The sequence below is a fragment of the Rheinheimera mesophila genome (assembly GCF_000986865.1).
GTDB classification, from domain to species: Bacteria; Pseudomonadota; Gammaproteobacteria; order Enterobacterales; family Alteromonadaceae; genus Pararheinheimera; species Pararheinheimera mesophila.
Window position 1 is genome coordinate 25,695 of sequence record NZ_LAVS01000007.1, and the last position, 25,607, is coordinate 51,301.

A 25,607-nucleotide genomic window follows, 5' to 3' on the forward strand; every position below is an offset into this window, starting at 1 on the left:
ACCAGCAGTAGTGATGGAGCTGGTTCAACTCACTTTGGGCTTCGGCGAAGTTGTGCGGCCAATCCGCTGCATAGCTTTTTCACGCTCACCACTGAGCCTGTTTCTCGTTGATACGCCTATTCGATGTAGCCTTTGTCCTTTAATTTATAGCCAACATGAACGATCGCATCTAAGGCTGGGATTAACTCCTGGCCTAATTCCGTCAGTTGATATTCAACAGAGGGCGGTGATGTTGGTAAAACATTCCTGACTATTACTCCACGCTCTGTCAATTCTGTTAAACGTGCAGACAGTACTTTTGCAGAGATTGGCGGAATATCTATTCTCAACTCATTAAATCTTCTGGGACCAGATCGCAGGCTCCAAATGACATTAGGAGCCCAGGCTCCGGAAATCACAGACATACACTCAGTTAAAAGGCATGTTTGTGGAGGTTTTGGACTCTTATTTAAGCGAACTTTAAGTGACATTGGCGTAAGTAGGTTTCTCTAAGGTAACCCAATTCTAGCATTCAATTGTAGGTAACTACTAGTAATCATGTTTCTTGTGGATATCATTGTAAGCGCACTAACCACTAGGAGACTAAGAGTGAAACTTTATTACAAACCAGGCGCATGCTCTATGGCATCGCACATCACCTTAATTGAGATTGGCATCCCTCACACACTTGAGTTAACCGACACTGTGACTGGGTTAACCGAAACCGGACAGTATTACCGGGATATCAATCCAAACGGTTACGTTCCAGCCCTGGAGCTGGCACCAGGTCAGGTGTTGACTGAAAATCCGGCAATACTTGAATATCTGGCGGAGTTAGCACCAGCCCGGGCGTTGATTCCTTCGACTATGTTGGACAAGGCCAGGCTAAGAGAAGCTTTAGCCTTTTTAGCCTCTGAGTTACATAAAGCCTTTAGCCCTTTTTTTCAGCACACAGAGCTTACAGCCTCTGAACGTGCATCTGCAGAGCTTAAATTAGCGAAAAGATTAGACACACTCGAGCAGCGGTTAGCGGGTAATGGCCCTTATTTATTAGGGACTACCTTATCTGTTGCAGACTTTTATGGCTTTGTGATCCTGAACTGGACGCAATTTATACAATTCTCACTGCAGCCATGGCCTGCTGTTCACAAATTCTGGCAATTGTTAGGAACACATCCAAGTGTGTTGCTTGCTATGCAAAAAGAAGGGCTGACAGGCGGTTAATGATGAGCGAAATGGATCAGGTCGTTGTTATCAATAAATTGCTGCATGACTACTTCGACATGCTGTATTTCTGTGATTTAGACAAGTTTGAAAAGGTTTTTCACCCAAAAGCTATTTACGCTACTGCGGATGAAGAAGCCTTTTTATACAGAAACATGTCTGAATACAAGAAGGTACTAGCCGAAAGGCTATCTCCGGCTTCTAAACAGGAAATACGGAAAGACTTCATAGATTCAGTTGAATTGGCTGGTGAAAATACCGCGCGAGCTAAAGTTCGATGCTCAATTGGCTCTAAGGATTTTGTCGATTATTTAACTTTGGTCAGAGTGGATGGTCAGTGGTCAATTATCAGCAAAGTGTTTCAGATAAAGCAGGGCGCTTAAGGCTTTTGTCGTCCGCTTTAGTTTTTTTCGGATATATAAATCAGGGATTTTTATGATACGTTTCAAACTTAGTAATAAAACATTGGTTGGTCGGGCTATAAAAGTTTTTAGTCTCGTTGCCTGTATTCACTTACTTTCGGCCTGTTCGGTTGTTGCCGAAAAGACGAATATATTGACAGACCAACAGTTGGTTGAATATGCCGCTGGTGCAACGGGTCATCCGATAGCGAGTCTTGAATTGCTGCAGCGTTCAGCGTCGGGAACTGTGACCAGTTATAAAGTGAAAGCTAAAAATAATGTTACTTTCCATTGTGTTTTGAATGGAGGCAATATTCTGTCTATGGGAATAGTAAATCCTCCGGTATGTAACCAATTCTATTGAAACTGGTTATAACTCTACCGCAGGCTATTCGTTGCAACATAGCACTACAGTGGATGCACTATATGTTATTCAGATCAATCAGATGAGTACTAAATATGCCCTATATCCATATTCAAATTACTGACGAAAATGTTAGTACAGAACAGAAGAAACAGTTGATTGCAGGTGCGACCGACCTGATGGTCAAAGTACTTAATAAAAAACCAGAGAAAACCTTTGTTTTAATCGAAGAAGTGTCGCTTGATAATTGGGGGATCGGTTATCACAGTGTCCGCGAACTAAGGCAATTAGAAAGCTGAGTTTTGGTTGTAGCTCGTCACATACTGTGAATTAGTCTCGACTTGATCTGACATATTGCCTTGAAAAGTGAGAGTTACCAGTGTTGATTGTGGACGTTGAATTCTTAATCAAAACCAAAAGGTAACTCTCATACCATAGTAACAAGCCAAGCATCAAATATCAGACAGGTTTATGGCCTGTTCCCGATAGAACTTTATGGGTATCGTCTTCTGTAGTATCAGGCAACTTTCGCCACTATGTTGGTAATTCTCGTATGATGAATCCCCTTATCTGGGGATCCAATAATTTCAAACTACCAGAACCAGCACTAAGGTGCGCTGATAGAAACGCGACCTTAGCAAACAAAAATTTTTAACCCCCATGGCGGATAAAGTTGAAAATATCCTCTTTAGGGGTTAAAGTTTTTTTAACCTTTATAGGGGTTATATTGGTGAGGTGGACTATGAGAGTAACATCACCCACAGCGCTTGCAAATGCTGTACGTGATCAGCGGAAGTTGGGGCAAAATACACAGCGTGAAATTGCGGATCTAGTGGGGATCAAACAAACCACAGTCTCTGATTTTGAGTTGAAGCCTGAATCGACCAAACTTGAAACCTTATTCAAGATTTTAGCTGCGCTGGATCTCGAGCTGCATGTCAGCAAAAGAGGTGCTGAGTTAACGGACGGTAGCAACAAAAAACGGGAGTGGTAAAGCATGCGCGTGCAGATACTGCAGGTTGCGATGAATGGCTGGAAAATCTCATCACGGGATTGGTATTAACTCCGGGGAAAGGTCAAGTGATTAAAGTGTTACTTTAGGGTATCGCTTACTGATCTGAAGATGCAACATGTGATGCATAATTTCACCTCTCTACGGTGACTTCTACTGGCGCGTGAGCTTTCGGAGCAAAGGTCATTTTATGAAGTCAGAAACGGGTGGTAAAAACATGAATGGTCACGCCACGGTCACCGTTTGGTCACCGGACATAAAAAAACCACTTGAGTCTCCCCTAAGTGGTTGATTTATATGGCGCACCCATCAGGATTCGAACCTGAGACCTCTGCCTCCGGAGGGCAGCGCTCTATCCAGCTGAGCTATGGGTGCGCAACGGCGGCCATTTTATGGGGCTTTGTGGTTATTGTCCAGCCAGCATTTGGCTTAAATCTACTGGCTTGGTTTAACGGCGTAAAATTTAATCAATCAACCTAAGGTAGTGTCCAATACCATCATCACTGCAAAGCCTGCCATTAAACCTAAAGTCGCGGCGGTTTGATGGCCGTTGCGATGGGTTTCTGGGATCACTTCGTGCGACACCACAAAAATCATAGCACCTGCAGCCAAACCTAAACCCATAGGATAAGCAGCGGCAAAACCACTGGATAAACCTACACCAATCAGCGCGCCTACAGGTTCTAACATGCCGCTGGCTGCTGCGACAAAAACGGCAAAACCCGCTTTAAAACCTGCTGCTCTTAAGGATAAGGCCACAGCTAAACCCTCAGGAATATCCTGCAGTGCTATGGCGGTAGCCAGAGGTAAACCGACCGACATATCGCCATTGGCAAAGCTTACGCCTACTGCCATACCTTCAGGTAAGTTGTGTAAGGCGATAGCAAAGACAAATAACCAGATACGGTCACAGGCCTGATAACCAGGGCCACAAGGGCCAGTTTTGTCGTGTTCGTGTGGCGTAAAAGCATCTAGCCCCAGCATCAGCAAAACGCCAAGCGCCATACCAAATACCACAATCAAAGCGCCTAAACTGTCGCTTTGAAATAACTCTGTGCCAGCTTCAATACCTGGTAGTAACAAGGAAAAAGCACTGGCTGCCAGCATCATACCTGCGGCTATACCTAATAAACTGTCTTCCATGGCCTGAGGCAAACTACGTAATAACAAAGCCGGCAACGCGCCTAAGGTGGTCGCGACAAAACCTGCGGTGCCGCCTATTAACGCCAGCTTTAGGTTTTCGGAAGAAGGGGAGTTGGATAAATGCACTATGCTCTGCGCTAACAAAATCAGCACAGCAAACAAGCCCAAAGCCAAACCTGCTGCCGACAGTTTATGTTCGCTGGCATGTTGTTTCAGTTCATTCAGCCAATCAGAGCTTACAGATGAGGTCTTTTCGTTCATGCTCAGTCCTATAGCCAGAAAACTATATAAGTCAGTCAAGTTAGATATTAATCCGCAAGCGGGCTTTGCTCTGTTCGGACTAACGCGTAAAAGTTGCAACAAAAACTATAAAAAAGGCCAGCTTTTGCTGGCCTTTTTCTCCCCGTCAACGTCTATCGTCCCCTGTTGTTTTTATTCGTGTTGCCGCTGATTTATATCAGCTTTGGCAAACTTATCCTGCTCCTGACTGCTGTAGTGGAGAGGACAAAAAATCAACTGCGTTAGTTATAACTAATTTACTCTGTAATCGCCACCTTCTTTTGCACGAAAGCACGGACTATTTTGTGCACTGGCAATACAAGGCTGTGGTTGGGCGTTGCCACGGATCATACTGAACCAGCCGGTTTGCTCGCCTGTCAGTTGTAACTGAATATCTTCAATACCGGCTTTATCCAGACTGCCATGGACACCTTTGTGGCAAAACAATAATTCGACATGGCGTTCGCCATCTTTTAACAGCAGCGACTGTGGCTGCTCCGGATGACCGCCAAAGGCGACAAACTGCGCCGGAGTTTTTAAACCGCTATTACTGCCGTCGGCAAAAAACGCCAATAGATGCTGGTAATACACCACATAACTACAAACGTCTTTGTGTGAACCTCTGTCCAGCGGGAATACTTTATCCAGAAAAGCTTTGGAATAATCCATGATCTGACGGACATGACTCTGGTTCAGCTCTGCGATATGGCTGATCTCTTCCCGGATATCATGGTCCTGGTGGGAGTGTTGAGTGGCTGTCATGTTCATGATTTTCGTCCTGTTCTGTGTTGCTTGTAATAAGTTGTTATGGCTGTAGGGCCGGTAAAGCAACATTGCTGTTGCTTGATATTTAGTCTATGTTAGTTTTATGAATAATTTCACAATAAAAACTTCACAGTGTAAATTTTACAAAATGACAGCCAATAAAAGTTTACTGAGAAAGTCGCATTTCCTTGGTACTAAGATCAGAAACCTGAGAAAGCGCAATAATTTAACCATGGAAGACTTATCGACCCGCTGCATCAGAGTCAACTCTGAGTACGCGCCGTCTGTGTCCTACTTGTCGATGATTGAACGCGGCAAACGAGTGCCGAGCCTGGATATGCTGCAGGTGATTGCAGAGGTGTTTCAAAAAGATGTCGAATGGTTTTTGGATGGCGAAGAGCAGCAACTGGATATCACGCCACAAAAGGGCAGTCGTGGTGGGGTTTCTGGTATGGCGCTGGAACCGGGCTTTTTGTTTTCTAACGACATTTTACAAATTGCGATTCCAGAGATGTTGTCACAAACCGGCATCAGTGGCCGTCAGTTTGCCCAATTACTGATCCGTGCACATCAGGAGCATCATCAAAACCATTTCCCTGAGCTGGAACGGGCTGCTGAAGAGGTAGGTCTGAAGCGGATGCCGTTGTCGGTGGACGATTTAATGCAGATAGTGCAGCAGCTTGGCCTGCAAATTCGCTGGTTTGAGCAAACACCCAAAGAAGTGCTGGATGAGCTGGGCGTCTTGTCGAAAAACGTGCCGACTTCGTATTTTTTACCTCCTGCTACGCTGCATTTAAATAAGTTGCTGCAGCAGTGGCCAACCCGGCTGAAATACGAGCTGGCGGTGCATATTGGTCATGCCGTGCTGCATAACAAAGATGGTGTCAAAAGCGGCATGATGGTAGGTGGCGCTTTTGACTCCGTCAGTACGGACGACAGTGCTGTGGCACCGCAGGATATTCTGCATGCCTGGCGGGATTTTGAATCGAGCTTTTTTGCCGGTGCTTTGTTGTGTCCTAAAATGCCGTTTCGTCAGCTATTAGATAAACAAGGTTATGAAATCAGTTCACATCAGTTGGCTGGTGTATCGGCCTCTGTTGCTATGCGGCGGATGACTGCGGTGTCGCCCTACAGCCACTGGCATTATTTTGATGCCTATACGCCGGGTAAGTTAAAGGCGGTGTATCGAGGCAACGGTATTCCGCTGCCCTGGGGCAATATGCGCCAGGTGGAAGACCCTTGTCAGCACTGGGCGGTATTTCGCATGTTCGAGGCGGCCGAATCGGCCCATTCAGCCCAGTTGTCGATTTTAGAGGTGCAGGGCCAGCCGCGGATTTATTGTTGTGAATCGACCAAAGTGTCGGATTTAGCGGGTAATGCGCATGTACTGTGCGCTGGTATTGATTTAAATCCGGCGATAGAGGCGCAGGGCATGGATGTGGAGACTATGGCACAGGAGCTAAAACAACTTTGTCGCAGTCAGGGCGGTTCTGCCGTAGTGCCTAAAGCCATTCGCTCTACCTTGACCACTGTGTCGAATATTTTGAATATCAACTGGGTGGCCCGTAGTTTAGATAAACCCGCCCAACTGATTTGTTCGCGCGGCAATCATTGTCCACGGGAGCCTGGTTGCTATCAGCACTGCTCTGCGAAATAAAAGCACAAAAAAAGGGTCCTGACCGGACCCTTGATATAGCTTACAGACCTTTTTTTAACTGCCAGCTTAATTGCTGCTCCGCGAAAAACGGCACTATAGGGCTGCCATCAGGTAAGGTGATCTCCGCTGGCACAGTCCAGTCTTGTTTCACTAAAGTGATGGTGCCGCTGTTGCGTGGCAGGTTGTAGAAATCCGGGCCATAGTGGCTGGCAAAACCTTCTAACTTGTCTAAGCAACCTAAATCTTCAAACACCTGAGCGTACAGCTCAATCGCACTCCAGGCGCTGTAACAACCGGCACAGCCACAAGCGGCTTCTTTACGGTGTTTAGCGTGTGGTGCTGAATCTGTGCCTAAGAAAAACTTTTTATTGCCGGTCGCAACCACAGCACGTAAAGCTTCCTGATGCGTGCGGCGTTTGAGCACCGGCAGGCAGTAGTTATGCGGCCGTACACCTCCGACTAACATATCGTTGCGGTTTAATAATAAATGCTGAGGCGTAATAGTGGCGGCAACACGCTCTGGTGCGGCTTTGACAAACTCAACCGCATCAGCCGTGGTGATATGTTCAAACACCACTTTAAGACCAGGGATAGTGTTAACCAACTGGGTTAAATGCTGATCGATAAAGACTTTTTCACGGTCAAAAATATCAATATGGCTGTCGGTGACTTCTCCGTGTACCAACAACAGCATTTGCTGCTCTGCCATCACTTCTAATACAGGATAAAGCTTGCTCAAGCTACTCACGCCAGAGTGAGAGTTGGTGGTTGCGCCGGCCGGATACAATTTAGCCGCCACTACACCAGCGGCTTTGGCAGCAATGATGTCTTGTGCTGTAGTTTTGTCGGTTAAATACAACACCATCAGAGGTTCAAAGCTGCTGCCTGCCGGGCGGGCGGACAGAATACGTTCTTTGTAGGCCAAAGCTTCTAAAGCATTGGTAACAGGAGGAACAAGATTGGGCATCACAATAGCGCGCTTAAAACAACGGGCAGTGGCTGCCACAGTTTCTTTCAGCATATCGCCATCGCGAAAATGTAAGTGCCAGTCGTCCGGGGTTTGCAGAATTAATTCAGTCACAGCGCTCTCCTCTACTGATGCAGTGTCGTGCCGTCAGGGCGGTGCAGTTTAGCACGGCTTGGCCGGATCCTCAGCACAAGTTTTATGCTGTTGCGCTGGCATAGAACCATCCGCTTGGTATAGGTTATAGTCAGTGGCGATGACAGAATATGTTCAGCAGGTTAGTGACCATGGAACAGAGCAGTGCGTTAAAACATCAATCTGATTGGCTGTTGCCCTGGCAATGGGTGGTCCCGTTGTTCTGTTTAATTTGTGCCGCCATTATGACTGAATATCAAGCCAGGCAACTGGTGGAGCAGCGTCAGAATCAGCAGTTACAGCAGTTGGTCGGTATTTCAGGCCAGTTGCGCTCTTTTGTTGAAGCTGAATTAAACACTTCTTTGTATATGAGCCTGGGGCTGGCCTCCCATATACGCGCCAGTGATGGCAAGTTGTCTGACAGGGAGATGTTGTTTTTACTGCAAAATTTACTGGAGCAAGGTAAGCATATTCGCAATATTGGTCTGGCGCCGGACAATGTGCTGAGTCTGATTTATCCTTTGCAAGGCAATGAGCGAGCCTTGGGGCTAAACTACAAAAACTTACCGCAGCAGTGGCCCGACATTAAACAACTGATTGAAACCAAACAAGCTAAATTGGTGGGGCCAGTTGCTCTTATTCAGGGCGGCGATGGCTATGTGTATCGTTTGCCGTTGTTTTTGAATGACGGCAGGTACTGGGGCATTGTCAGTACAGTACTGGACTTGACCGCTTTTAATCAAATGCTGCTGCAACAGGCCAACAGTTATCAGGTTCAATTGGGGATCCGTGAAAAAGGGCAACACTCCAGGGCTTTGTTCGGTTACTCCCATTTATTCAGTCACGATGCTCTGATCCTTGATTTAAATATCAAAGGTGCAGACTGGCAAATCGCGGTGAAGTTTTTAGATGAAGCCACGGGCTGGAACCTGTGGCATTGGCGTTTGTTAGGGGCCTCTCTGTCCGTGGTGTTTTGCCTGATGCTGGCCTGGTTACTCTACTCCTATCGTCGCAGTGCTTTGTTTGCTGATGCATTGCAAGACAACGAAATATACTCACGCCGCATTATGAACAGCGTTTTAGATGTGATTGTTACCACAGATCTGGATGGTACTATTGACCGTGTTAACAGTGCCGTCAGTTCCGTCTTTGGTTATCTGCCTGTTCAGTTAACAGGGCAATCGTTCACTTTGTTGTTAGCGCCTGGTCAGGCTCAGGTATTGGCTGCTCAGACTTTAAGTGAAGGCTCAGCGGTAGAGCTGAAGGGCATCCGACAAAATGGTGAGATTTTTGCGCTGGATTTATCGCGTAACAGGACCGAGCATCAGGGCAAAGCCCGTTATGTCTGGCTGATACGGGATATTTCGGAGCGGAAAAAAATAGAGCAGTTAAAAAATGATTTCGTCTCCACTGTCAGCCATGAACTGCGGACACCTTTAACTGCTATTACCGGAGCTTTGGGTTTGGCTGTGGGGGGCGCGTTGGGGCCTTTGAATGATAAACAGCAACACATGCTTACGCTTGCGCAGCAAAACAGTCAGCGTTTAGGTAAGTTGATCAACGACTTACTCGATATCGAAAAACTCGCCGTTAATAAAATGCAGTTTAAACTCAGGTTATGGCCTTTGGCTGAGTTATTGCGTCAGGCTATTGAGCTGAATCAGCCTGTGGCTTTGCCGCGGCAGGTCAAACTGGAGCTGCACTGTGCTGAACAGGATGACTTATGGGTCGAAGTGGATGAAGTTCGCTTACAGCAGGTGATGGCCAACTTGCTGGCAAATGCCATCAGGTATTCGCCTGTTGGCGCTGTGGTTGTGGTAAGTATGGAGCCTTCTGCCAAAACCGTGCGGGTCAGTGTGACGGATCAGGGCGATGGTGTGGCTGCAGATTTTGAGTCGCGTTTGTTTGAGAAGTTTTCACAGGCAGATTCATCGGATCGCAGACAAGTCGCTGGTACCGGCCTTGGTTTGGCAATATGCAAAGATCTGGTGAGAGCTATGGGAGGAAGCATAGGTTATCATCGCTCCGCTGCAGGTGGTGCTTGTTTTTATTTTACCTTGCCTCTGGCAACCGAATTGTCTCTCGAATAAGGCGTGATATGTTGACGTTACTTGATTTAATAGCTGTTGTTTGGTTTTTATCGCTGTGGACTGGCTACACCATAGTCGCGAAACGAAAGGCCCGCACTGTCAGTTGTTTATCCTTTGAGTTAAGGCGCAAGCGGACCCATTGGATGCAACAGATGCTGGGCCGGGAAAATAAAATATCAGACGTGACTTTGTTGGCTACACTGGAGCGCAATGTGTCGTTTTTTGCATCCAGTACCTTGTTGATCCTGGCCGGTTTGTTAACAGCTTTGGCCTCCAGCAACAGCATCAGCGAAGTGCTGACTTACCTGACCCCCTGGACCAGTCAGAACAAAGAAACCATTCAGGTGAAAATTCTGTTTTTATCCGTGATTTATGTTTTTGCGTTTTTTCAGTTTACCTGGTCATTACGTCAATATGGTTTTGGTGGCGTCTTGATTGGTGCTGCTCCCGATGGCCGGGAAATGACAGCAGAAGAACAGGCTTTGTATGCCAACAGAACAGCGAAAGTGATTGATCAGGCAGGACATTCTTTTAACTACGGCTTAAGATCGATGTATTTTTCGCTGGCCACCTTGTCCTGGTTTATTGATCCCAGCTTATTTATGGCGACCGCAGTGATTGTTCTGCTCGTGATGAAACACCGGGAATTTCATTCCAAAGCACTGAAGGCTTTGCAGGAGTGTTAACTGGCTGGGTCAGAGTAAAATCAGCTATTGGTTTACTCTGACCCGACGTATGTCCTTACTCAGCCTTGTATTCAAAGGCTTTGATCACCCGGGCAACACCATCCACATTGCGAGCCAGATTGACTGCTCTGTCTGCTTCTTGTTGATTGACCAGCCCCATTAAAAATACTTCGCCGTTTTCTGTCACTACTTTGATATTTAAACCACTGACGTTTTCATCGGCCAGAAATTTGCCTTTAATACGGGTGGTGATCCAGCTATCTTTACTGCCGGTTGCGAAGCTGATCTCACTGGCAATACGAAGTTGGTTATGTACATCTCTGACACCTTCTACTCTGGCGACCTGACCCGCCACTTCCCGCACCCGCTCGTTTGGCACCTGACCTGTCAGCAGCACTATGCCGTTGTAGCTGGTCATATTGATATTGCCTTTGTTCTTGGTTTCAGCATTGTCGTCCAAAGCACGGATCACTTTTACCTGAATGCTTTTATCATCAATCTGACTACCCAAAGTACGTGGATCACCTGCTGATTTAACGGCTGTCGCACCCCCTGCTAAAACGGCAGCAGCGCAGCCTTGCAGTAACCAGCTTGTCAGTACTACCAGCATTAATTTATTCAACATCAAAGATCTCCTTGTTGCGGAAACAGCGTTATGTCGATCAGTTCGCATAACGCATGCAGTAAAAAGGTGTAACACTCAAATACCCGCGCTGGTCGGTGCGCCGGTACTTTTAATTCAGTGTCCTGATTGCCCAACAAACCTGATAATTCACCGCTGTTGTCCACCGTCAAAGCCACCACTGTCATGTCTTTGGTTAATGCGGCCTCGACAGCTTTGATCAGATTATGTTCTTCACCTGTCATCGAGATAGCAACCAGTACATCACCAGCCTGACCCAAAGCCCGCACCTGGCGCGCCAAATGGTCCGGATTTTGCTGATTATCAGGTTGTAAGCTGGAGTTGTTGCTCAATAAAGCAAAGGCCGGTAAACAGGGACGCTCGGCTTCGAACTTATCCAATAATAGCTGAGCAAAGTGGCTGGCTAAGGCCGAGGATGCGCCCTCGCCACAACAAATCACTTTGCCGCCATTGATCAGGCAGTTCACCAGACTGACGGCAGCGTTTTCGATAGGCGCAGACAAGGCTTCGCCTGTCGCTATCATGGTTTGAATGTTTTCAGTAAAAAGTTGCCTGATAGAGTCTTGCATTAGTTCACTGTTCCTGCAAAAGCATTTTTAATCCAGCATATATCCGCTGGCTGTTCGGTGATGGCCACTACATCAAAGCGGCAATGCTGCTGGCCAACACTTTGTAAATAACACAATGCGGTGCGGCTCAGTTTCTGCTGTTTGCTCAAAGTTACCGCCGCTGCAGCGCCACCAAAATTGCTGCTGCGTCTGAATTTTACTTCAACAAAAACCAGCGTTTGCTGCTCGCGCATCACTAAATCAATTTCACCAAAGCGACAACTGTAGTTTTGCTGCACCAGTTGTAAGCCTTGTTGTTGTAAAAACACTAAGGCCTGTTGCTCATAAAACTGCCCTGTGCTTTTACTCATCTAAGGAGCCCGTGGTATCAGTAAACCATCTTTACTGTATTTGCCCCAAGTTAACTGTCGCTGAACCTGTCCGTCGGCAGACAGAGCCAAATTACCGGTCAGTCCCTGATAACGCAGCGCAGGAAACTGTTGCTGCTGCTTTAAGCGGAAAATTAATTGATAAGAGTCGTAGCCCATCGCAAATAAACGCTGCAAAGTTTCGTCTTGCTGCGGAAACAGTTGCTCAAATTGCTGGCGGAATTCCTGTTGCTGACCAGCGCTGAGCATCCACGGCATTTCAGTGAAGGTTAAACCCTGCAGGTCGCGGCGGTCAGTAAACTCTGCCGATTTTTGATGGCTGCGTGAACTGGCATAGACAGGCACTGTGGTTTTAGTTGGCGCGACGGACACATCAATGTAAGGTTTTAACAAACGGGTTTGTGCCGGGTCGGCCAGTAAATAAATCGCATCAATGTCCTGACGGCTATGAGGTTCGGCTTTCACAGTTTCACCAGCTAACTGACTGATTTCGCGAATGCGCTGCTCGCTGGCTGCGGTTTCCAGCAGTTGCTTGATGGTACTTTCCATCCCGGCCTGATCGGCAAACCAATAGACTTCAGGTTCTTTACCTGCAATCTGTTTCCAGTCCCGGCCAAATTGCTCAGCCATCCGCTGACTTAACGGATTACGCGAGGCCATCAACACGGGTTGTTTGTAATTCTTTTGCTTAAACAGCATGGCCATCTGATGCGCTTCATCTTCGACACTCAACGAGAAATAAAACTTATCCGCGGAGTGTTGTGCCGCATTGGTTTTACCGTTTAAGAATAAGGTGGGAATGGTCCAGTCTGCTTGTTGAGAAATCGTATCCACTTGTTCTTTCAGTAAGGGGCCAATGACAAAATCTACCTGCTCAGTGGCCAATTGTTGTTTCAGCGCCGCAGCCTCTGTTTGGCTATCAATAAAAATCAACCGGGCTTGCTGGTTGGCGGACGCGGCCAGAATACCTTGCTGTATCGCTTCGGCATGCTGGCGGAAATTACTGTTAAAAGGCAGTAAAACGGCAATAGTTTGAGGCGAAAACGCATCCACAGCACTTAACTGCTGAATTTCAGCCGGTAATTGCTGCAAAGACGGCAGGTTCGAGTACTGTTGTTGCCAGTCGCTCAATGCCTGAGTTAAGGCGGGTGTATTGCCTAAATACTGTTGATGCAACTGCAATAATTTAGCCCAGCCTTGGGTAGTGGCATCCAGATCCTGACTCAGACTGGTTAATTGGTCTGGTGTTAACATACCTAATTGTTGCCACAAGGCCGTTTGATGGGCGCTTTGTTCGGGTTCTAATGCCAACAATTGCAGATAAGTTTTTACCGCCTTATCCGGTTCTCTTCTGCTGCTTTGGTACTGTGCCAGGCTTTGTAAATAAGCGGCTTTGTCTTGCTGTTTGAACGAGCTTACCGAATACTGACGGTTGAATGTTTCAATGTCGTCATGAGCACCTGCTGCGATCAGCCCCTGAAACAGGATCAGTAAGTTTGCTTGCTGCACTTCTGTGGTTGCCTGGCTGGCCAGCACACGACTGATGGCCTGAGCCTGTTCAGTTTCACCCTGCTGTAAATGGGCTTTAGCGGCTTCCAGCAGTTGCCATTGTTGCTCTGAGCCTTGCTGCTGGCCTGCTTGTTCAATAAAGTCAGCGCCGGACAAAGGTTTTTCAATTTTTACAACTTCGACTTCTTCCTCTGCGACAGGAGCAGGCTTGAGCACAGGCGCTTGTTGCACCGGAGCAACCTGATCCGGTGTGGAAGAACAACCGGCGAACGCTATAGCGCTGCCGAAAAGAATAAGTGGCTTCAGTTTGCTGGATTTCACAATGCACAGGTACAATGAAGGAAACATGCAGGTATCTTACTCAGTGCCGTGCCTAAGCTCAATGAATTCCAGCCAAAGTAATTCAAGTACAACGGAATAAGCGCCATATGACTGCACCAAGCGGAAATTTATACATAGTAGCCACCCCTATTGGCAATTTAGATGATATCAGTCAGCGCGCTATCAAAACTTTAAGCTCTGTCGCCTGGGTCGCGGCAGAGGACACCAGACACAGTGGTAAGTTACTCAGCCACCTGGGGATTTCAGCCAGAATGCTGGCACTGCACGATCACAATGAGAAACAACGGGCTGCGGCTTTATTACAGAAGCTACAAGCCGGTGAAGACGTGGCGTTGATTTCAGATGCCGGCACACCGCTGATCAGCGACCCTGGGTATAGTCTGGTGCGGTTATGCCGTGATGCTGGTGTGCGCGTCGTACCCATTCCTGGACCTTGTGCTTTGATCAGTGCCTTGTGCTGTGCAGGTTTGCCTACCGACAAATTCCATTTTATTGGTTTTTTACCCGCCAAAAGCCAGCAGCGCCAGAATGTACTCAGCGCCATTCCGCAAGGTGTGGGCACCTTGATTTGCTATGAAACAGCGCGCCGGATCAAAGACTGCTTAGCCGATGTGGTAAAAGTTTTTGGCGCTGAGCGTGAGCTGGTGTTAGCCAAAGAGCTGACCAAAACCTTTGAAAATTTTGTGTATGGCACTGCTGCACACATTACCGCATGGCTGAATGAAGATCCTGCCCGTTGTCAGGGCGAAATGGTGCTAATGATAGCGCCCACTCTGGCGGCTGAAGAAGAAATTAACCCTGCAGCCCAGCAAACTCTGAAGTTATTAATGAGTGAATTACCCCTGAAAAAAGCTGCTGCTTTAACAGCTGAAATTCACGGGGAAAAGAAAAATGCTTTGTATAAGCTGGGGTTGAGTTGGGGTGCTGAAGGCTAATTTGCCTGAGGCCATAAGTTAGAGCGAATTATAGCTGGGCCATGAAAGCTTAGTTCCGTTTAGCCAAATTCATCGGAGTTGCAACGCGGCGGCAAGAGCTTGAGTCCCCATGAACATAGATAAACTATGTGATTGGGACGAAAGGGCGCAGCCAATCACCTTGCAGCTTCAGGGGATAAGGGTATAATGCGCGCCGTGAGTTGGCCCAGACAATCGCTGCCTGCGTAAGCAGGGGGAGGAAAGTCCGGGCTCCATAGGGCAGGGTGCCAGGTAACGCCTGGGGGGCGCGAGCCTACGACCAGTGCAACAGAGAGCAAACCGCCGATGGCCCACGCAAGTGGGATCAGGTAAGGGTGAAAGGGTGCGGTAAGAGCGCACCGCGCGACTGGTAACAGTTCGTGGCACGGTAAACTCCACCCGGAGCAAGACCAAATAGGCCCCCATTGGCGCGGCCCGCGTTGGGGGCGGGTAGGTTGCTTGAGGCGTGCGGTGACGTACGTCCTAGAGGAATGATTGTCCACGACAGAACCCGGCTTATCGGGCCGACTCACACCTTTCTTTTTTAACAATGTAGCTAGCCTTGTGTCAATTTTGCTAGTCTTGCTGCCTCTGTTCCTTTGTTCTGATCGTTATGCAAACAACAAAATCTTCGATACCTGAATCCATCCCCTTCTGGCAGGCTTTCTGGTTCTGGTTAAAGCTGGGTTGTATCAGCTTTGGTGGACCGGCAGGGCAGATTGCTATTATGCATACTGAGTTGGTGGAAAAACGCCGCTGGATCAGTGAAGGCCGGTTTTTACATGCGCTGAATTATTGTATGTTGTTGCCAGGGCCTGAGGCGCAGCAACTGGCGACTTATTTAGGCTGGCTGATGCACCGTACTTTGGGTGGGGTTATTGCTGGTTTGTTATTTATTTTGCCTTCGCTGTTGTTACTGGTGCTGTTGTCCTGGGCTTATCTGGTCTATGGCGAACACCCTTGGGTGGCTGGTATTTTTTATGGCATCAAACCTGCGATAGCGGCCATAGTGCTGCATGCGGCATGGCGAATAGGTGGACGGGTAATGAAACATCCACTGTTCTGGGCTATCGCTACTGCGGCTTTTGTCGCTATTTTTGCGTTAAAGTTGCCCTTTCCGCTGATTGTTATTGCCGCCGCTGTGATTGGTTGGATTGGCAGTAAACTGCTACCCGCCGCTTTTTCTGGCAGTGCGCATACTAGTGCGCAAAAAAGTTATGGCCCGGCTTTGATTGACGACAGCACGCCTACTCCACCTCATGCCTTGTTCCGCTGGAGCCGATTTAGTCTGGTGTTTTGCTGTGGTCTGCTGCTTTGGGCCTTGCCTATGGCCGCTTTAACCCTGAGCCTTGGCTGGCAGCATCAATTGACCCAAATGAGCTGGTTTTTTACCAAGGCGGCCTTGCTGACCTTTGGTGGTGCTTATGCGGTATTGCCATATGTCTATCAGGGGGCTGTGGATAAATTTGGTTGGTTAACGCCGGGGCAGATGATGGATGGTCTGGCGCTGGGTGAGACTACACCTGGGCCGCTGATTATGGTGGTGGTGTTCGTCGCTTTTGTCGGCGCTTATGTGCAAGCCAGCTTTGGGCCCGATTTAATGCTACTGGCGGGGATCACTGCGGCAGTCCTGGTGACTTGGTTTACGTTTTTACCTTCCTTTATTTTTATTCTGGCCGGTGGTCCTTTGGTGGAATCCAGTCAGGGCAAATTGCAGCTAACCGCACCACTGACAGCCATCAGCGCTGCGGTAGTGGGAGTTATTGTCAATTTAGCACTGTTTTTTGCTTACCATGTGCTCTGGCCTGCAGGTTTTGCCGCTGCTTTTGACTGGCAAGCCGGGCTGATTACTGTGCTGGCTGCATTGGCCCTGTTTGTGGCTAAGCAGGACGTGATGCGGGTGCTAGCGGGTGCTGCTGTTGTTGGTTTGGTGTTGTCATTGTGGGGAGTTGTTTAATGTGGATTGATTTGAATCAGTTAGATGCATCAAATGCGTACAAGCTGCTTACCAGCACTATTACCCCCCGTCCTATCGCCTGGGTGTCGAGTTTATCCGCCGAGGGGGTATTGAACCTGGCGCCTTTTAGTTTCTTTCAGATGGTCACCGATCAGCCGCCTACCTTGATGATCTCTACTCAGCATAAAGCCGATGGTAGCCGTAAAGACACCAGTATCAATATTGAAGCCACCCATGATTTTGTCGTCAATCTGGTGCCTCATGCGCTGGCGAATGAGATGAATATCAGCGCCGCTGCTGTGCCTGGAGATCAAAGCGAATTTGAGTTAGCTCGGCTGGAACAGGCACCGTCTAGTCAGATTAAAGTACCCAGGGTGGCTTTAGCTCCGGTGGCGCTTGAGTGTCGCCTGGCCAAGTTACAACCTTATCCGCCGGAAAACCCGAGCTGTGAGGTGATTTTTGCACAAGTGCTGGCGCTGTATATCAATCCTGCCATGTTGGATGGCAAGGGGATGCCTGATCCGTACAAAATGGATTTGATCAGTCGTATTGGCGGTTCAGGTTACAGCAGGGTTGCGGCTGATATATTTCAGTTAGCCCGACCTGCCTCGGCAGTCCGTCGCTGAACTTGCTGTTTTTAGCCCTGATCCTGCAGTCAGAGTCAGGGCTTTTTTTATCTGCTATTGTGAGTGCTTGCTTACCCTTTGTGCCGCTTTTTTATTGGATTTTGTGTTGAGTGTTAGCCGTTTTATCAGGGGTTATGGCGCTGATTTTTGCTGTGCTGTCTGATTACATTTTCCAGTCGTTACCACAGTCTTTATCCAGACGGATAAGCCAACATCTATTCTTTGTTGATGAAAATCATAAGGTTATTTCAGTTTTTTAATGTCAAAACCAGATGTGATTCCCGAAAGAGCAATAGCTTAGTCGCATGTTGATGGCGGTTAGTCTGAATGCCTGAGTTATGCGTAACTAAATAAATTATTTCTGATTATTTTAAAGTTTTTTTCTTCCACTTTTTCCCACAGAAATCAGGATCTTCGCGCTAAGCCTTGTTTTTGCTGGATCTATCCTGATCAAACAAAGGGGTTTTCACCTTGACAAGCTTTCTTCTGCAGCCCTAAACTGTACATCAGTGGGAAATTGTGGGTATTTGTGGATCAAATATCAGGATCAAACAACAAGAAAGTGGGATAAACATGTTCCGTGGGTCGTTTTCTTTAACATTGGATGATAAGGGTCGGTTAGCGCTACCAACGCGTTACCGCGATACCTTATTTGCTGATGCGGAAGGGGCCATGGTTTGTACTATCCATACCAAAGATCCTTGTTTGCTGCTGTATCCATTACCTGAATGGGAAGAGGTTGCGGAACAACTGCAGCGCTTATCTAACCAGAACCCACAAGAGTTGCGCTTTAAACGTTTATTGATAGGCCACGCGTCGGACTGTGATATGGATAAAAGCGGCCGCATTCTATTACCTGCGCCACTAAGAAGCCATGCCAGTCTGACAAAAAACATCCGCTTAGTCGGACAACTAAATAAATTTGAGATCTGGGACGAAGAGACATGGAACAAACGGGTTGCCGAAGATATGGCAATTGAACGTGATATGTCTGCTGATGCTGAGATTTCAGAACGGCTGCAGGATTTTGTACTCTGATGGAGCAAAGCGCCCACATCTCCGTGCTATTGGCCGAGACCATAGACGGATTAGCCATTAAACCCGACGGGATTTATCTCGACGGTACTTTTGGCCGCGGTGGTCACAGCAGAGTGATTTTATCCAAATTAAGCGAACAAGGCCGTTTGTACGCTATTGACCGCGACCCGGCAGCTATTGCCGCTGCAGCGCCTTTATTGGCTGACCCACGTTTTTCTATCACTCACAGTCCCTTTGCGGCCTTAGCTCAGATTGCAGAAGACAAAGGTATTTCCGGCAAAGTCGATGGTATTTTGCTGGATTTAGGCGTGTCTTCGCCACAACTGGATGACGCCGAGCGGGGCTTTAGCTTTATGCGCGATGGCCCGCTGGATATGCGGATGGACCCGACATCTGGTATTTCTGCCGCCGATTGGCTGGCCAAAGCTGATGTGGAAGACATTACTTTTGTATTGCGTGAATACGGCGAAGAAAAATCAGCCTGGCGTATTGCCAATGCCATAGTGGCTAGCCGCAGTGAGCAACCACTAACCCGCACAGCGCAACTGGCCAGCTTAATCAGTTCAGTGGTGCCTAAAAGCCATAAAGAGAAAAAGCATCCTGCCACCCGCAGCTTTCAGGGTATTCGCATTTATATCAACAGCGAACTGGATCAGATCAAAACGGCGCTGGAGGCGGCGGTGCAGGTGTTAAAACCCGGTGGTCGTTTAACAGTGATCAGCTTTCACTCGCTGGAAGATCGGATGGTGAAACAGTTTATGCGCTTAAAAAGCAAAGGCGCAGCTATTCCGAAAGGCCTGCCTTTAACCCAGGATCAACTGAATCTGTATACCCCGCTAAAACTGATTGGCAAAGCTATTATGCCGTCTGATGCCGAGCTGGAACACAACGTCAGAGCCCGCAGTGCCGTATTGCGTATAGCGGAGAAAACTGCATGAGCGCCATCAAACTGAACCGCCTTATTGTGAGTGATATCTGGCAGCATAAATTTCTGCTGGTATTGATCTTATGCTGTTTAGGTTCTGCTTTGGCGGTCGTCGAGTTCACTCATATGAACCGCCAACTGACGATGTATGAAGATAAAATTTTGCAACAACGCGACACCCTGGAAATGGAGTGGCGCAATTTATTGCTGGAGCAACGCGCCTTGTCTGAACACAGCAGGGTGGAAGAGCTGGCAGCGACCAAACTGAATATGGTCAGGCCCAGCGGCCCGCAAGATGTGGTGGTGCAGGAACCATGATAAAAAAACCGGCAGCACCTAAAAAGCAGGCAAAAAAGAATCAACAGCCGACTGTCATCAGTTGGCGTTTTGCTTTTGTAATTGTGTCCTTATTTGCGGTATTTAGCGGCCTGATAATCCGTGCCGCCTACCTACAGGTATTAGAGCCTGAGATGCTGCTGGAACAGGGCGATATGCGCACCCTGAGGGTGAAATCTGACGCGGCGATGCGCGGCATGATTTTAGACCGCAATGGCGAAGAGCTGGCGGTGAGTGTGCCTGTGCAGTCGATTTGGGCTGACCCGCAACTGGTGATCCGCAACAGACATAAAATTGATGAACGCCGTTGGCACGCGCTGGCGGATATGCTGCAAATTAGTCCGCAGCAACTGTCGGATAAAATTGGTGCTGACGATTCCAAACGTTTTGTTTATCTGCAGCGTCAGGCCAGTCCTGCTACTGTCGATTACATCAAACAGTTAAAAATTCCTGGTATTGCTTTTGTGCAGGAATCACGCCGTTATTATCCGGCCGGTGAAGTGACTGCTCACTTGTTAGGTTTTACCAATGTCGACGATCAGGGCATGGAAGGTATAGAACGTCAGTTTAACGACGTGTTAACCGGTAAGCCTGCGCTGAAAACTGTGCGTAAAGATGCCAAAGGCCGCGAAATTGAAGTGTTGTCGCAAACCGATGGTCAGGCGTCGAATAATATTCAGTTGAGTATCGATCAGCGTATTCAGGCGGTGGCCTACCGTGAACTGAAAAAAGCCGTGATGCAGTTTGGCGCGACTTCAGGCTCTGTGGTGGTGGTCGACGTACATACAGGTGAAGTGCTGGCGTTAGCCAATGCGCCGTCATACAACCCAAACAACAGAAAAAATACCGACAGTAACAGATACCGTAACCGCGCTATTACCGATACCTTCGAGCCAGGTTCGACCATCAAACCTTTGCCTGTGTTAGCGGCATTGGAAAATGGCACCGCCACTATGGATACTGTCATCTCCACGGGTTATGGCCCTGTGCGTATTGGTGGTCGATTAGTACGGGATATCAACGGTTATGGCGATTTGGACTTAACCGGCATTATGCGCAAGTCCAGTAACATTGGCGTAACCCGTTTAGCTTTAGGTCTGCCAACCGACAAATTCCTTGATATGTATTACAAGATGGGAGTCGGCTCAGAAACTGGTCTTGGCCTGACGGGCGAAACTCCTGGCGTTTTACGTGAGCAGCGCCGCTGGGGTGAGCATGCCTTAGCCACCATTTCTTTTGGTTACAGCTTTACTGTCAATGCGGTACAACTGGCCCGGATTTACGCCACTATAGGTAATGGTGGTGTGTCTTATCCACTGTCTATTTTTAAAACCAATAAAAAACCATTAGGTGAGCGTGTGGTTAGCGAACAGCACGCCGACAATATGGTCGCTATGTTAGAAGCTGTGGTGGGTCCCGGTGGCAGTGCGAAAAAAGCCGCAGTACCAGGTTACCGTGTAGGTGGTAAAACGGGTACGGCGAAAAAAGCCGGTATTCGTGGTTACAGCGATGATTACATTGGTTCTTTTGCCGGTATAGCCCCTATTTCAGACCCACGTATTGCTGTGGTGGTGATTATCAACGAACCCAGTGGTGACTATTACTATGGCGGTGAAGTGGCGGCTCCGGTATTCTCTGCCGTCTCTGGTGCTGCGTTGCAGTTACTCAATATAGCGCCGGACGCAACCGACAGCCGTATCAGCAAAGTCAGTGGGGTGCCTAATGCCGGCTAACTCACTGCAGCAGTGGCTGACTCCCTTTACAATCCAGTTACCAGCGTCAATCGCCGCTTTGCACTTACAGAATTTGCGTATCAACAGCGCTGAAGTGCAACCAGGTGATGTATTTCTGGCTCTGCCTGGTACAAAAACTCATGGTAATCAGTTTATTGCAAAAGCCTTAGCTGCAGGTGCTGTGCTGGTACTGACGGATACTCAAGGCGCGCTGAGTGATGAGCGCATTGTGCTGGTACCTGAACTGGTGGAACTATTGCCTGCCTTAGCTGCGGCTTTTTATCCACATCAGGCGCAGCAACTGGTGGGTATCACTGGCACCAATGGTAAATCCAGCACTGCTATTTTTGTCAATCAACTCTCTGTGTTGTTACAGCAACAGGGCGCTGTGATTGGTACTTTAGGTTATGGCGATTACCGCAGCTTGACCGCACTGAATAACACCACACCACATCTGGTGGATATTCACCGTATCCTTTCGACTGAAGCCGCCAGGGGCTGTGCTTTGGTAGCGATGGAAGTCTCGTCTCATGCCTTAGTGCAACAACGGGTTGCTGGTCTGCAGTTTGACGTGGCGGTGTTTACCAATTTAACCCGCGACCATCTGGATTATCACGGCACTATGCAAGCCTATGGCGAAGCCAAAGCGTTGTTATTTAAAGCGGATTTAGCCAAAAAAGCGGTGATTAATGTCTCTGACGACTTTGGCCGCCAGCTAGCAGCCAATTGCACTTTGCCTGCGCTGGCTTATGGGAAGCTCGAAGACTGTCAGGGGTATAGCGACTATCTGGCCTACGACCAGTTGGAAATTACGCCACTGGGGTATCAGTTCCGCTTAAGCAGTCATTTAGGCCAGCAACAGCTCCAGCTCCAGGTTTTAGGTGAATTTAATATCCAAAACGTATTGGCCGCTCTGGGCGCTATGCTGCAATTAGGCTACAGCTTTGCGGCTTTGACTCAGGCCGTGCAACAGTTAAGCAGCGTGCCGGGCCGGATCGAACAGTTTTATCAGGCTGAGCGCAAAGTGATGGCTGTGGTGGATTATGCCCACACGCCGGACGCGCTGGAACAAACGTTAATCGCAGTGCGTCATCATTGTCAGGGCCAGCTTTGGGTGGTGTTTGGTTGTGGCGGCGACCGCGACAAAGGCAAACGGCCTTTAATGGGCGCTATAGCCGAACGTTTGGCGGATCAGCTCATTATTACGGCAGATAACCCCCGTACTGAAGATGTGATGGCGATTTGTCAGGATATAGCTGCAGGTTGCAGTGCAGGTCGTTATCAACTGATCCTTGAGCGTAAAACCGCGATACGCACTGCGTTAACCCAAGCCAAAGCGGGTGATCTGGTGTTGATCGCTGGCAAAGGCCACGAAGATTATCAAATCATTGGCCATGAAGTTTTGCCCTACGACGAACGTGCCTTTGTCCGACAACTGGTGACGGAGACTGCTTTATGATCCCTTTACAAACAAAAGAAATAGCACAACTAGTGCAGGGACAACTGCTTGGCGCTGATATTCAAATTCAGAGCGTCAGCACCGACAGCCGCAATATCAATCAGGGCGATTTGTTTATCGCCTTAAAAGGGCCGAACTTTGATGGTCATCAGTTTGCCGCCGATGTGATTGCCAAAGGTGCTGTGGCTTTGATTGTTGAGCAGCGGTTGGATGTCGCTGTGCCGCAAATTATAGTCGCCGACACCCGCTTAGCCTTGGGCGCTTTGGGGGCTGGTGTGAAACACAAGGTCAATCCTAAGTCTGTGGCTGTCACAGGTAGTGTCGGTAAAACCACAGTCAAAGAAATGATGGCGGCTATTTTGGACCGGATCGGTAATGTGCTGGCAACCGCCGGTAACTTTAATAACGATATTGGTGCGCCTTTAACCTTATTACGTTTAACAGAACAGCATCAGTATGCGGTGATGGAACTGGGCGCCAATCATTTGGGTGAAATTGCCTACACCTCGTCGTTAGTAAAACCTGAAGTGTCCATTATCACCAATGTGGCAGCCGCCCATTTGGAAGGTTTTGGCGACTTGTTTGGTGTAGCCAGGGCCAAAGGCGAAATTTATGGCTCTTTAGCTAAAGATGGCGTGGCCATAGTGCCGCTGGACAGCGAGTTTTCTGACTACTGGCTAAAGCGTTTACAGGACAAAAAAGTACTGACTTTCAGCAGCACCCAGGCCGCTGATTTTAGCGCTGAGCATATAGTGCTGAATGAGCAGGGCTGTGCCAGTTTTGATTTAGTTTGCCCACAAGGCCGGATTTTTATTCAACTGGTATTGCCGGGCAAGCACAATGTCGCCAACGCCTTAGCAGCAGCGGCCGCCACTTTGACCTTAGGTGCCAGCCTGACGGATGTGCAGCTCGGGTTAGCGGCAATGAAACCAGTCAAAGGCCGGATTAATGTCACTCAAGCCAGCGACAAATTGCGACTGATTGACGATACCTATAATGCCAACTCTGAATCCACCAAAGCGGCTATCGACTTATTAGCGACGTATCCGGGTTTTAGAGTGTTAGTTTTTGGTGATATGGGCGAGTTGGGCGCTGATGCCCGTTTGTACCATGAGGAAGTAGGTTTATACGCCAAACAAAAGGGGATTAATCTGTTATTCACCCTGGGTGTGTTATCACAGAGCGCCAGTGATTTATTTAACGGCCAAGGGGCCCATTTTAGTTCCCGTCAGCAACTGATCCAAAAGTTAAGCCCGATCCTTGATGAACAGTCCGATGCGACTGTGCTGGTCAAGGGCTCGCGCAGCGCCAAAATGGAATTGGTCGTGCAGGACTTGCTAGAAAGATGTCAGCAGGAGATCAGCTCATGTTAGTGTGGTTAGCCGAGTATTTAACTCAATATATCAATGCCTTTAACGTCTTCAGTTACCTGACCTTCAGGTCTATTTTAGGCATTTTGACTGCATTAATGCTGAGCTTGTATCTGGGCCCCAAATTGATCGCCAGATTGCAAAAGCTGCAAATTGGCCAGACGGTACGGGATGATGGTCCACAAAGCCATTTTTCCAAAAAAGGCACTCCTACTATGGGTGGTTTGCTGATCTTAGGCTCGGTGCTGGTCAGTATTCTGCTGTGGGCCGACTTGGCCAATAAATACGTCTGGGTAGTGATTTTCACCCTGGTGAGTTTTGGTTGGATTGGTTTTATTGACGATTACCGCAAAGTGGTGCGTAAAGATCCAAAAGGTTTAATCGCGAAGTGGAAATACTTCTGGCAGTCGTTATTTGCTGTGGCTATTGCCTTCTTCCTGTATGCCTCGGCTGAGCGTCCGGCCGAAACCAGCTTAGTGGTGCCTTTTATTAAAGATGTGTTGCCACAGCTTGGTTTTATCTTTATTGCCCTGTGTTATTTCGTCATTGTCGGTACCAGCAACGCGGTGAATTTAACCGATGGTTTGGACGGTTTAGCCATAGTGCCTACCATTATGGTGGCCTTTGCTTTTGCCATTATTGCCTATGCCAGCGGTAACGTGAATTTTGCCACTTATCTGAATATTCCTTATCTGCCGCATGCCAGTGAGCTGGTGGTGGTCTGTGCTGCCTTAGTCGGCGCTGGCCTGGGTTTCCTTTGGTTCAATACCTATCCGGCCCAAGTGTTTATGGGCGATGTTGGTTCTTTAGCCTTAGGTGCGGTGTTAGGTGTCATCGCCATTTTAGTCCGTCAGGAAATCGTACTCTTTATTATGGGTGGCGTCTTTGTAATGGAAACTGTGTCGGTGATTTTGCAGGTGGGTTCTTACAAATTACGCGGCCAGCGCATTTTCCGTATGGCGCCTATTCATCACCACTACGAATTAAAAGGCTGGCCTGAGCCCCGCGTCATAGTGCGGTTCTGGATTTTGTCAGTGATTTTTGTGTTGATTGGTTTAGCCACTTTAAAACTGAGATAAA

The 25,607-nt window shown here is 48.1% G+C and carries 26 protein-coding genes, 1 tRNA gene and 1 other RNA gene; 19 read left to right on the forward strand and 9 right to left on the reverse strand.

The window, feature by feature from the left end:
• Window positions 1–116 precede the first annotated feature (116 nt).
• Window positions 117–404, reverse strand: a complete 288-nt coding sequence (locus SD53_RS18245) for a winged helix-turn-helix transcriptional regulator (protein WP_206539894.1) — start codon at window positions 402–404, stop codon at window positions 117–119.
• A 184-nt stretch (window positions 405–588) separates the two neighbouring features.
• On the opposite strand from SD53_RS18245, the gene SD53_RS04445 reads away from it, so the two are divergent.
• From SD53_RS04445 to SD53_RS04465, 5 genes are all read left to right on the forward strand, one after another.
• Entirely contained in the window at window positions 589–1,203 is a 615-nt protein-coding gene (locus tag SD53_RS04445; protein WP_046519025.1) for a glutathione binding-like protein, read from the forward strand.
• The gene (locus tag SD53_RS04450) at window positions 1,203–1,586 is read left to right on the forward strand and encodes a nuclear transport factor 2 family protein (protein WP_206539895.1); all 384 of its coding nucleotides are present in this window, start codon (window positions 1,203–1,205) and stop codon (window positions 1,584–1,586) included. The genes SD53_RS04445 and SD53_RS04450 overlap by 1 nt, the downstream gene beginning before the upstream one ends.
• A 52-nt stretch (window positions 1,587–1,638) precedes the next feature.
• On the forward strand, window positions 1,639–1,968 hold the full coding sequence (locus SD53_RS04455) for a hypothetical protein (RefSeq protein WP_046519026.1): 330 nt from the start codon (window positions 1,639–1,641) through the stop codon (window positions 1,966–1,968).
• Window positions 1,969–2,063: 95 nt separating this feature from the next.
• Entirely contained in the window at window positions 2,064–2,267 is a 204-nt protein-coding gene (locus SD53_RS04460) for a tautomerase family protein (RefSeq protein WP_046519027.1), read from the forward strand.
• Between the two features lie 443 nt (window positions 2,268–2,710).
• Window positions 2,711–2,962: a helix-turn-helix domain-containing protein gene (locus SD53_RS04465; protein ID WP_046519028.1), complete on the forward strand. Its 252-nt coding sequence runs from the start codon at window positions 2,711–2,713 to the stop codon at window positions 2,960–2,962.
• Between the two features lie 316 nt (window positions 2,963–3,278).
• On the opposite strand, the gene SD53_RS04470 is transcribed toward SD53_RS04465, so the two are convergent.
• The 3 genes from SD53_RS04470 to SD53_RS04480 all read right to left on the reverse strand — a co-directional run bounded on the left by SD53_RS04470 (window position 3,279) and on the right by SD53_RS04480 (window position 5,170).
• A tRNA-Arg gene (locus SD53_RS04470) sits at window positions 3,279–3,355 on the reverse strand.
• A gap of 96 nt (window positions 3,356–3,451) precedes the next feature.
• Complete coding sequence (locus tag SD53_RS04475; protein WP_046519029.1) at window positions 3,452–4,384, reverse strand: ZIP family metal transporter; 933 nt, start codon at window positions 4,382–4,384, stop codon at window positions 3,452–3,454.
• Between the two features lie 270 nt (window positions 4,385–4,654).
• Entirely contained in the window at window positions 4,655–5,170 is a 516-nt protein-coding gene (locus SD53_RS04480) for an aldolase/citrate lyase/malate synthase family protein (protein WP_046519030.1), read from the reverse strand.
• A gap of 145 nt (window positions 5,171–5,315) precedes the next feature.
• Here SD53_RS04480 and SD53_RS04485 point away from each other — a divergent pair, with 145 nt between their 5' ends.
• Window positions 5,316–6,824, forward strand: a complete 1,509-nt coding sequence (locus SD53_RS04485) for a DUF3612 domain-containing protein (RefSeq protein WP_046519105.1) — start codon at window positions 5,316–5,318, stop codon at window positions 6,822–6,824.
• A 40-nt stretch (window positions 6,825–6,864) separates the two neighbouring features.
• Here SD53_RS04485 and pyrC read toward each other — a convergent pair whose 3' ends face one another.
• A complete protein-coding gene (gene pyrC, locus SD53_RS04490) occupies window positions 6,865–7,905 on the reverse strand; it encodes a dihydroorotase (RefSeq protein WP_046519031.1) in 1,041 nt (346 codons plus the stop codon).
• Between the two features lie 170 nt (window positions 7,906–8,075).
• Here pyrC and SD53_RS04495 point away from each other — a divergent pair, with 170 nt between their 5' ends.
• Together SD53_RS04495 and SD53_RS04500 are read left to right on the forward strand one after the other, a co-directional pair.
• Entirely contained in the window at window positions 8,076–10,013 is a 1,938-nt protein-coding gene (locus SD53_RS04495; protein WP_046519032.1) for an ATP-binding protein, read from the forward strand.
• A gap of 8 nt (window positions 10,014–10,021) precedes the next feature.
• The gene (locus tag SD53_RS04500; protein WP_046519033.1) at window positions 10,022–10,699 is read left to right on the forward strand and encodes a DUF599 domain-containing protein; all 678 of its coding nucleotides are present in this window, start codon (window positions 10,022–10,024) and stop codon (window positions 10,697–10,699) included.
• Window positions 10,700–10,754: 55 nt separating this feature from the next.
• Here the strand turns inward: SD53_RS04500 and dolP are convergent, their stop codons facing one another.
• Genes dolP through SD53_RS04520 form a run of 4 tightly spaced genes read right to left on the reverse strand, consistent with a single transcriptional unit; the run spans window position 10,755 to window position 14,136 of the window.
• On the reverse strand, window positions 10,755–11,324 hold the full coding sequence (dolP, locus tag SD53_RS04505; RefSeq protein ID WP_173425685.1) for a division/outer membrane stress-associated lipid-binding lipoprotein: 570 nt from the start codon (window positions 11,322–11,324) through the stop codon (window positions 10,755–10,757).
• Complete coding sequence (locus SD53_RS04510) at window positions 11,324–11,911, reverse strand: SIS domain-containing protein (protein ID WP_046519034.1); 588 nt, start codon at window positions 11,909–11,911, stop codon at window positions 11,324–11,326. Before SD53_RS04510 ends, dolP begins: the two co-directional genes overlap by 1 nt.
• Window positions 11,911–12,261 carry a YraN family protein gene (locus SD53_RS04515; RefSeq protein WP_046519035.1) on the reverse strand — a complete coding sequence of 117 codons (351 nt, stop codon included), beginning with the start codon at window positions 12,259–12,261 and terminating at the stop codon, window positions 11,911–11,913. Before SD53_RS04515 ends, SD53_RS04510 begins: the two co-directional genes overlap by 1 nt.
• The gene (locus tag SD53_RS04520; RefSeq protein WP_052749249.1) at window positions 12,262–14,136 is read right to left on the reverse strand and encodes a penicillin-binding protein activator; all 1,875 of its coding nucleotides are present in this window, start codon (window positions 14,134–14,136) and stop codon (window positions 12,262–12,264) included.
• An 80-nt stretch (window positions 14,137–14,216) separates the two neighbouring features.
• Here SD53_RS04520 and rsmI point away from each other — a divergent pair, with 80 nt between their 5' ends.
• The 11 genes from rsmI to mraY all read left to right on the forward strand — a co-directional run bounded on the left by rsmI (window position 14,217) and on the right by mraY (window position 25,606).
• On the forward strand, window positions 14,217–15,065 hold the full coding sequence (gene rsmI / locus SD53_RS04525; protein WP_046519036.1) for a 16S rRNA (cytidine(1402)-2'-O)-methyltransferase: 849 nt from the start codon (window positions 14,217–14,219) through the stop codon (window positions 15,063–15,065).
• Window positions 15,066–15,262: 197 nt separating this feature from the next.
• An RNA gene (rnpB, locus tag SD53_RS17925) (RNase P RNA component class A) lies at window positions 15,263–15,618 on the forward strand.
• A gap of 78 nt (window positions 15,619–15,696) precedes the next feature.
• Window positions 15,697–17,040 carry a chromate efflux transporter gene (gene chrA / locus SD53_RS04530; protein WP_046519037.1) on the forward strand — a complete coding sequence of 448 codons (1,344 nt, stop codon included), beginning with the start codon at window positions 15,697–15,699 and terminating at the stop codon, window positions 17,038–17,040.
• Window positions 17,040–17,666, forward strand: coding sequence for a flavin reductase family protein (locus tag SD53_RS04535; RefSeq protein WP_046519038.1), 627 nt, complete (start codon window positions 17,040–17,042; stop codon window positions 17,664–17,666). The genes chrA and SD53_RS04535 overlap by 1 nt, the downstream gene beginning before the upstream one ends.
• A gap of 573 nt (window positions 17,667–18,239) precedes the next feature.
• Complete coding sequence (mraZ, locus tag SD53_RS04540; RefSeq protein WP_046519039.1) at window positions 18,240–18,704, forward strand: division/cell wall cluster transcriptional repressor MraZ; 465 nt, start codon at window positions 18,240–18,242, stop codon at window positions 18,702–18,704.
• Complete coding sequence (rsmH, locus tag SD53_RS04545; protein WP_046519040.1) at window positions 18,704–19,642, forward strand: 16S rRNA (cytosine(1402)-N(4))-methyltransferase RsmH; 939 nt, start codon at window positions 18,704–18,706, stop codon at window positions 19,640–19,642. Before mraZ ends, rsmH begins: the two co-directional genes overlap by 1 nt.
• Window positions 19,639–19,947 (forward strand): cell division protein FtsL, encoded by a 309-nt coding sequence (gene ftsL, locus SD53_RS04550; protein WP_046519041.1) that lies wholly within the window; start codon window positions 19,639–19,641, stop codon window positions 19,945–19,947. The genes rsmH and ftsL overlap by 4 nt, the downstream gene beginning before the upstream one ends.
• Entirely contained in the window at window positions 19,944–21,698 is a 1,755-nt protein-coding gene (locus SD53_RS04555; protein WP_173425686.1) for a penicillin-binding transpeptidase domain-containing protein, read from the forward strand. Before ftsL ends, SD53_RS04555 begins: the two co-directional genes overlap by 4 nt.
• A complete protein-coding gene (locus tag SD53_RS04560) occupies window positions 21,688–23,157 on the forward strand; it encodes a UDP-N-acetylmuramoyl-L-alanyl-D-glutamate--2,6-diaminopimelate ligase (protein ID WP_046519042.1) in 1,470 nt (489 codons plus the stop codon). Before SD53_RS04555 ends, SD53_RS04560 begins: the two co-directional genes overlap by 11 nt.
• On the forward strand, window positions 23,154–24,530 hold the full coding sequence (locus SD53_RS04565) for a UDP-N-acetylmuramoyl-tripeptide--D-alanyl-D-alanine ligase (protein WP_046519043.1): 1,377 nt from the start codon (window positions 23,154–23,156) through the stop codon (window positions 24,528–24,530). Before SD53_RS04560 ends, SD53_RS04565 begins: the two co-directional genes overlap by 4 nt.
• Window positions 24,524–25,606, forward strand: a complete 1,083-nt coding sequence (mraY, locus tag SD53_RS04570; protein WP_046519044.1) for a phospho-N-acetylmuramoyl-pentapeptide-transferase — start codon at window positions 24,524–24,526, stop codon at window positions 25,604–25,606. The genes SD53_RS04565 and mraY overlap by 7 nt, the downstream gene beginning before the upstream one ends.
• The last annotated feature ends 1 nt before the right edge of the window (window position 25,607 follow it).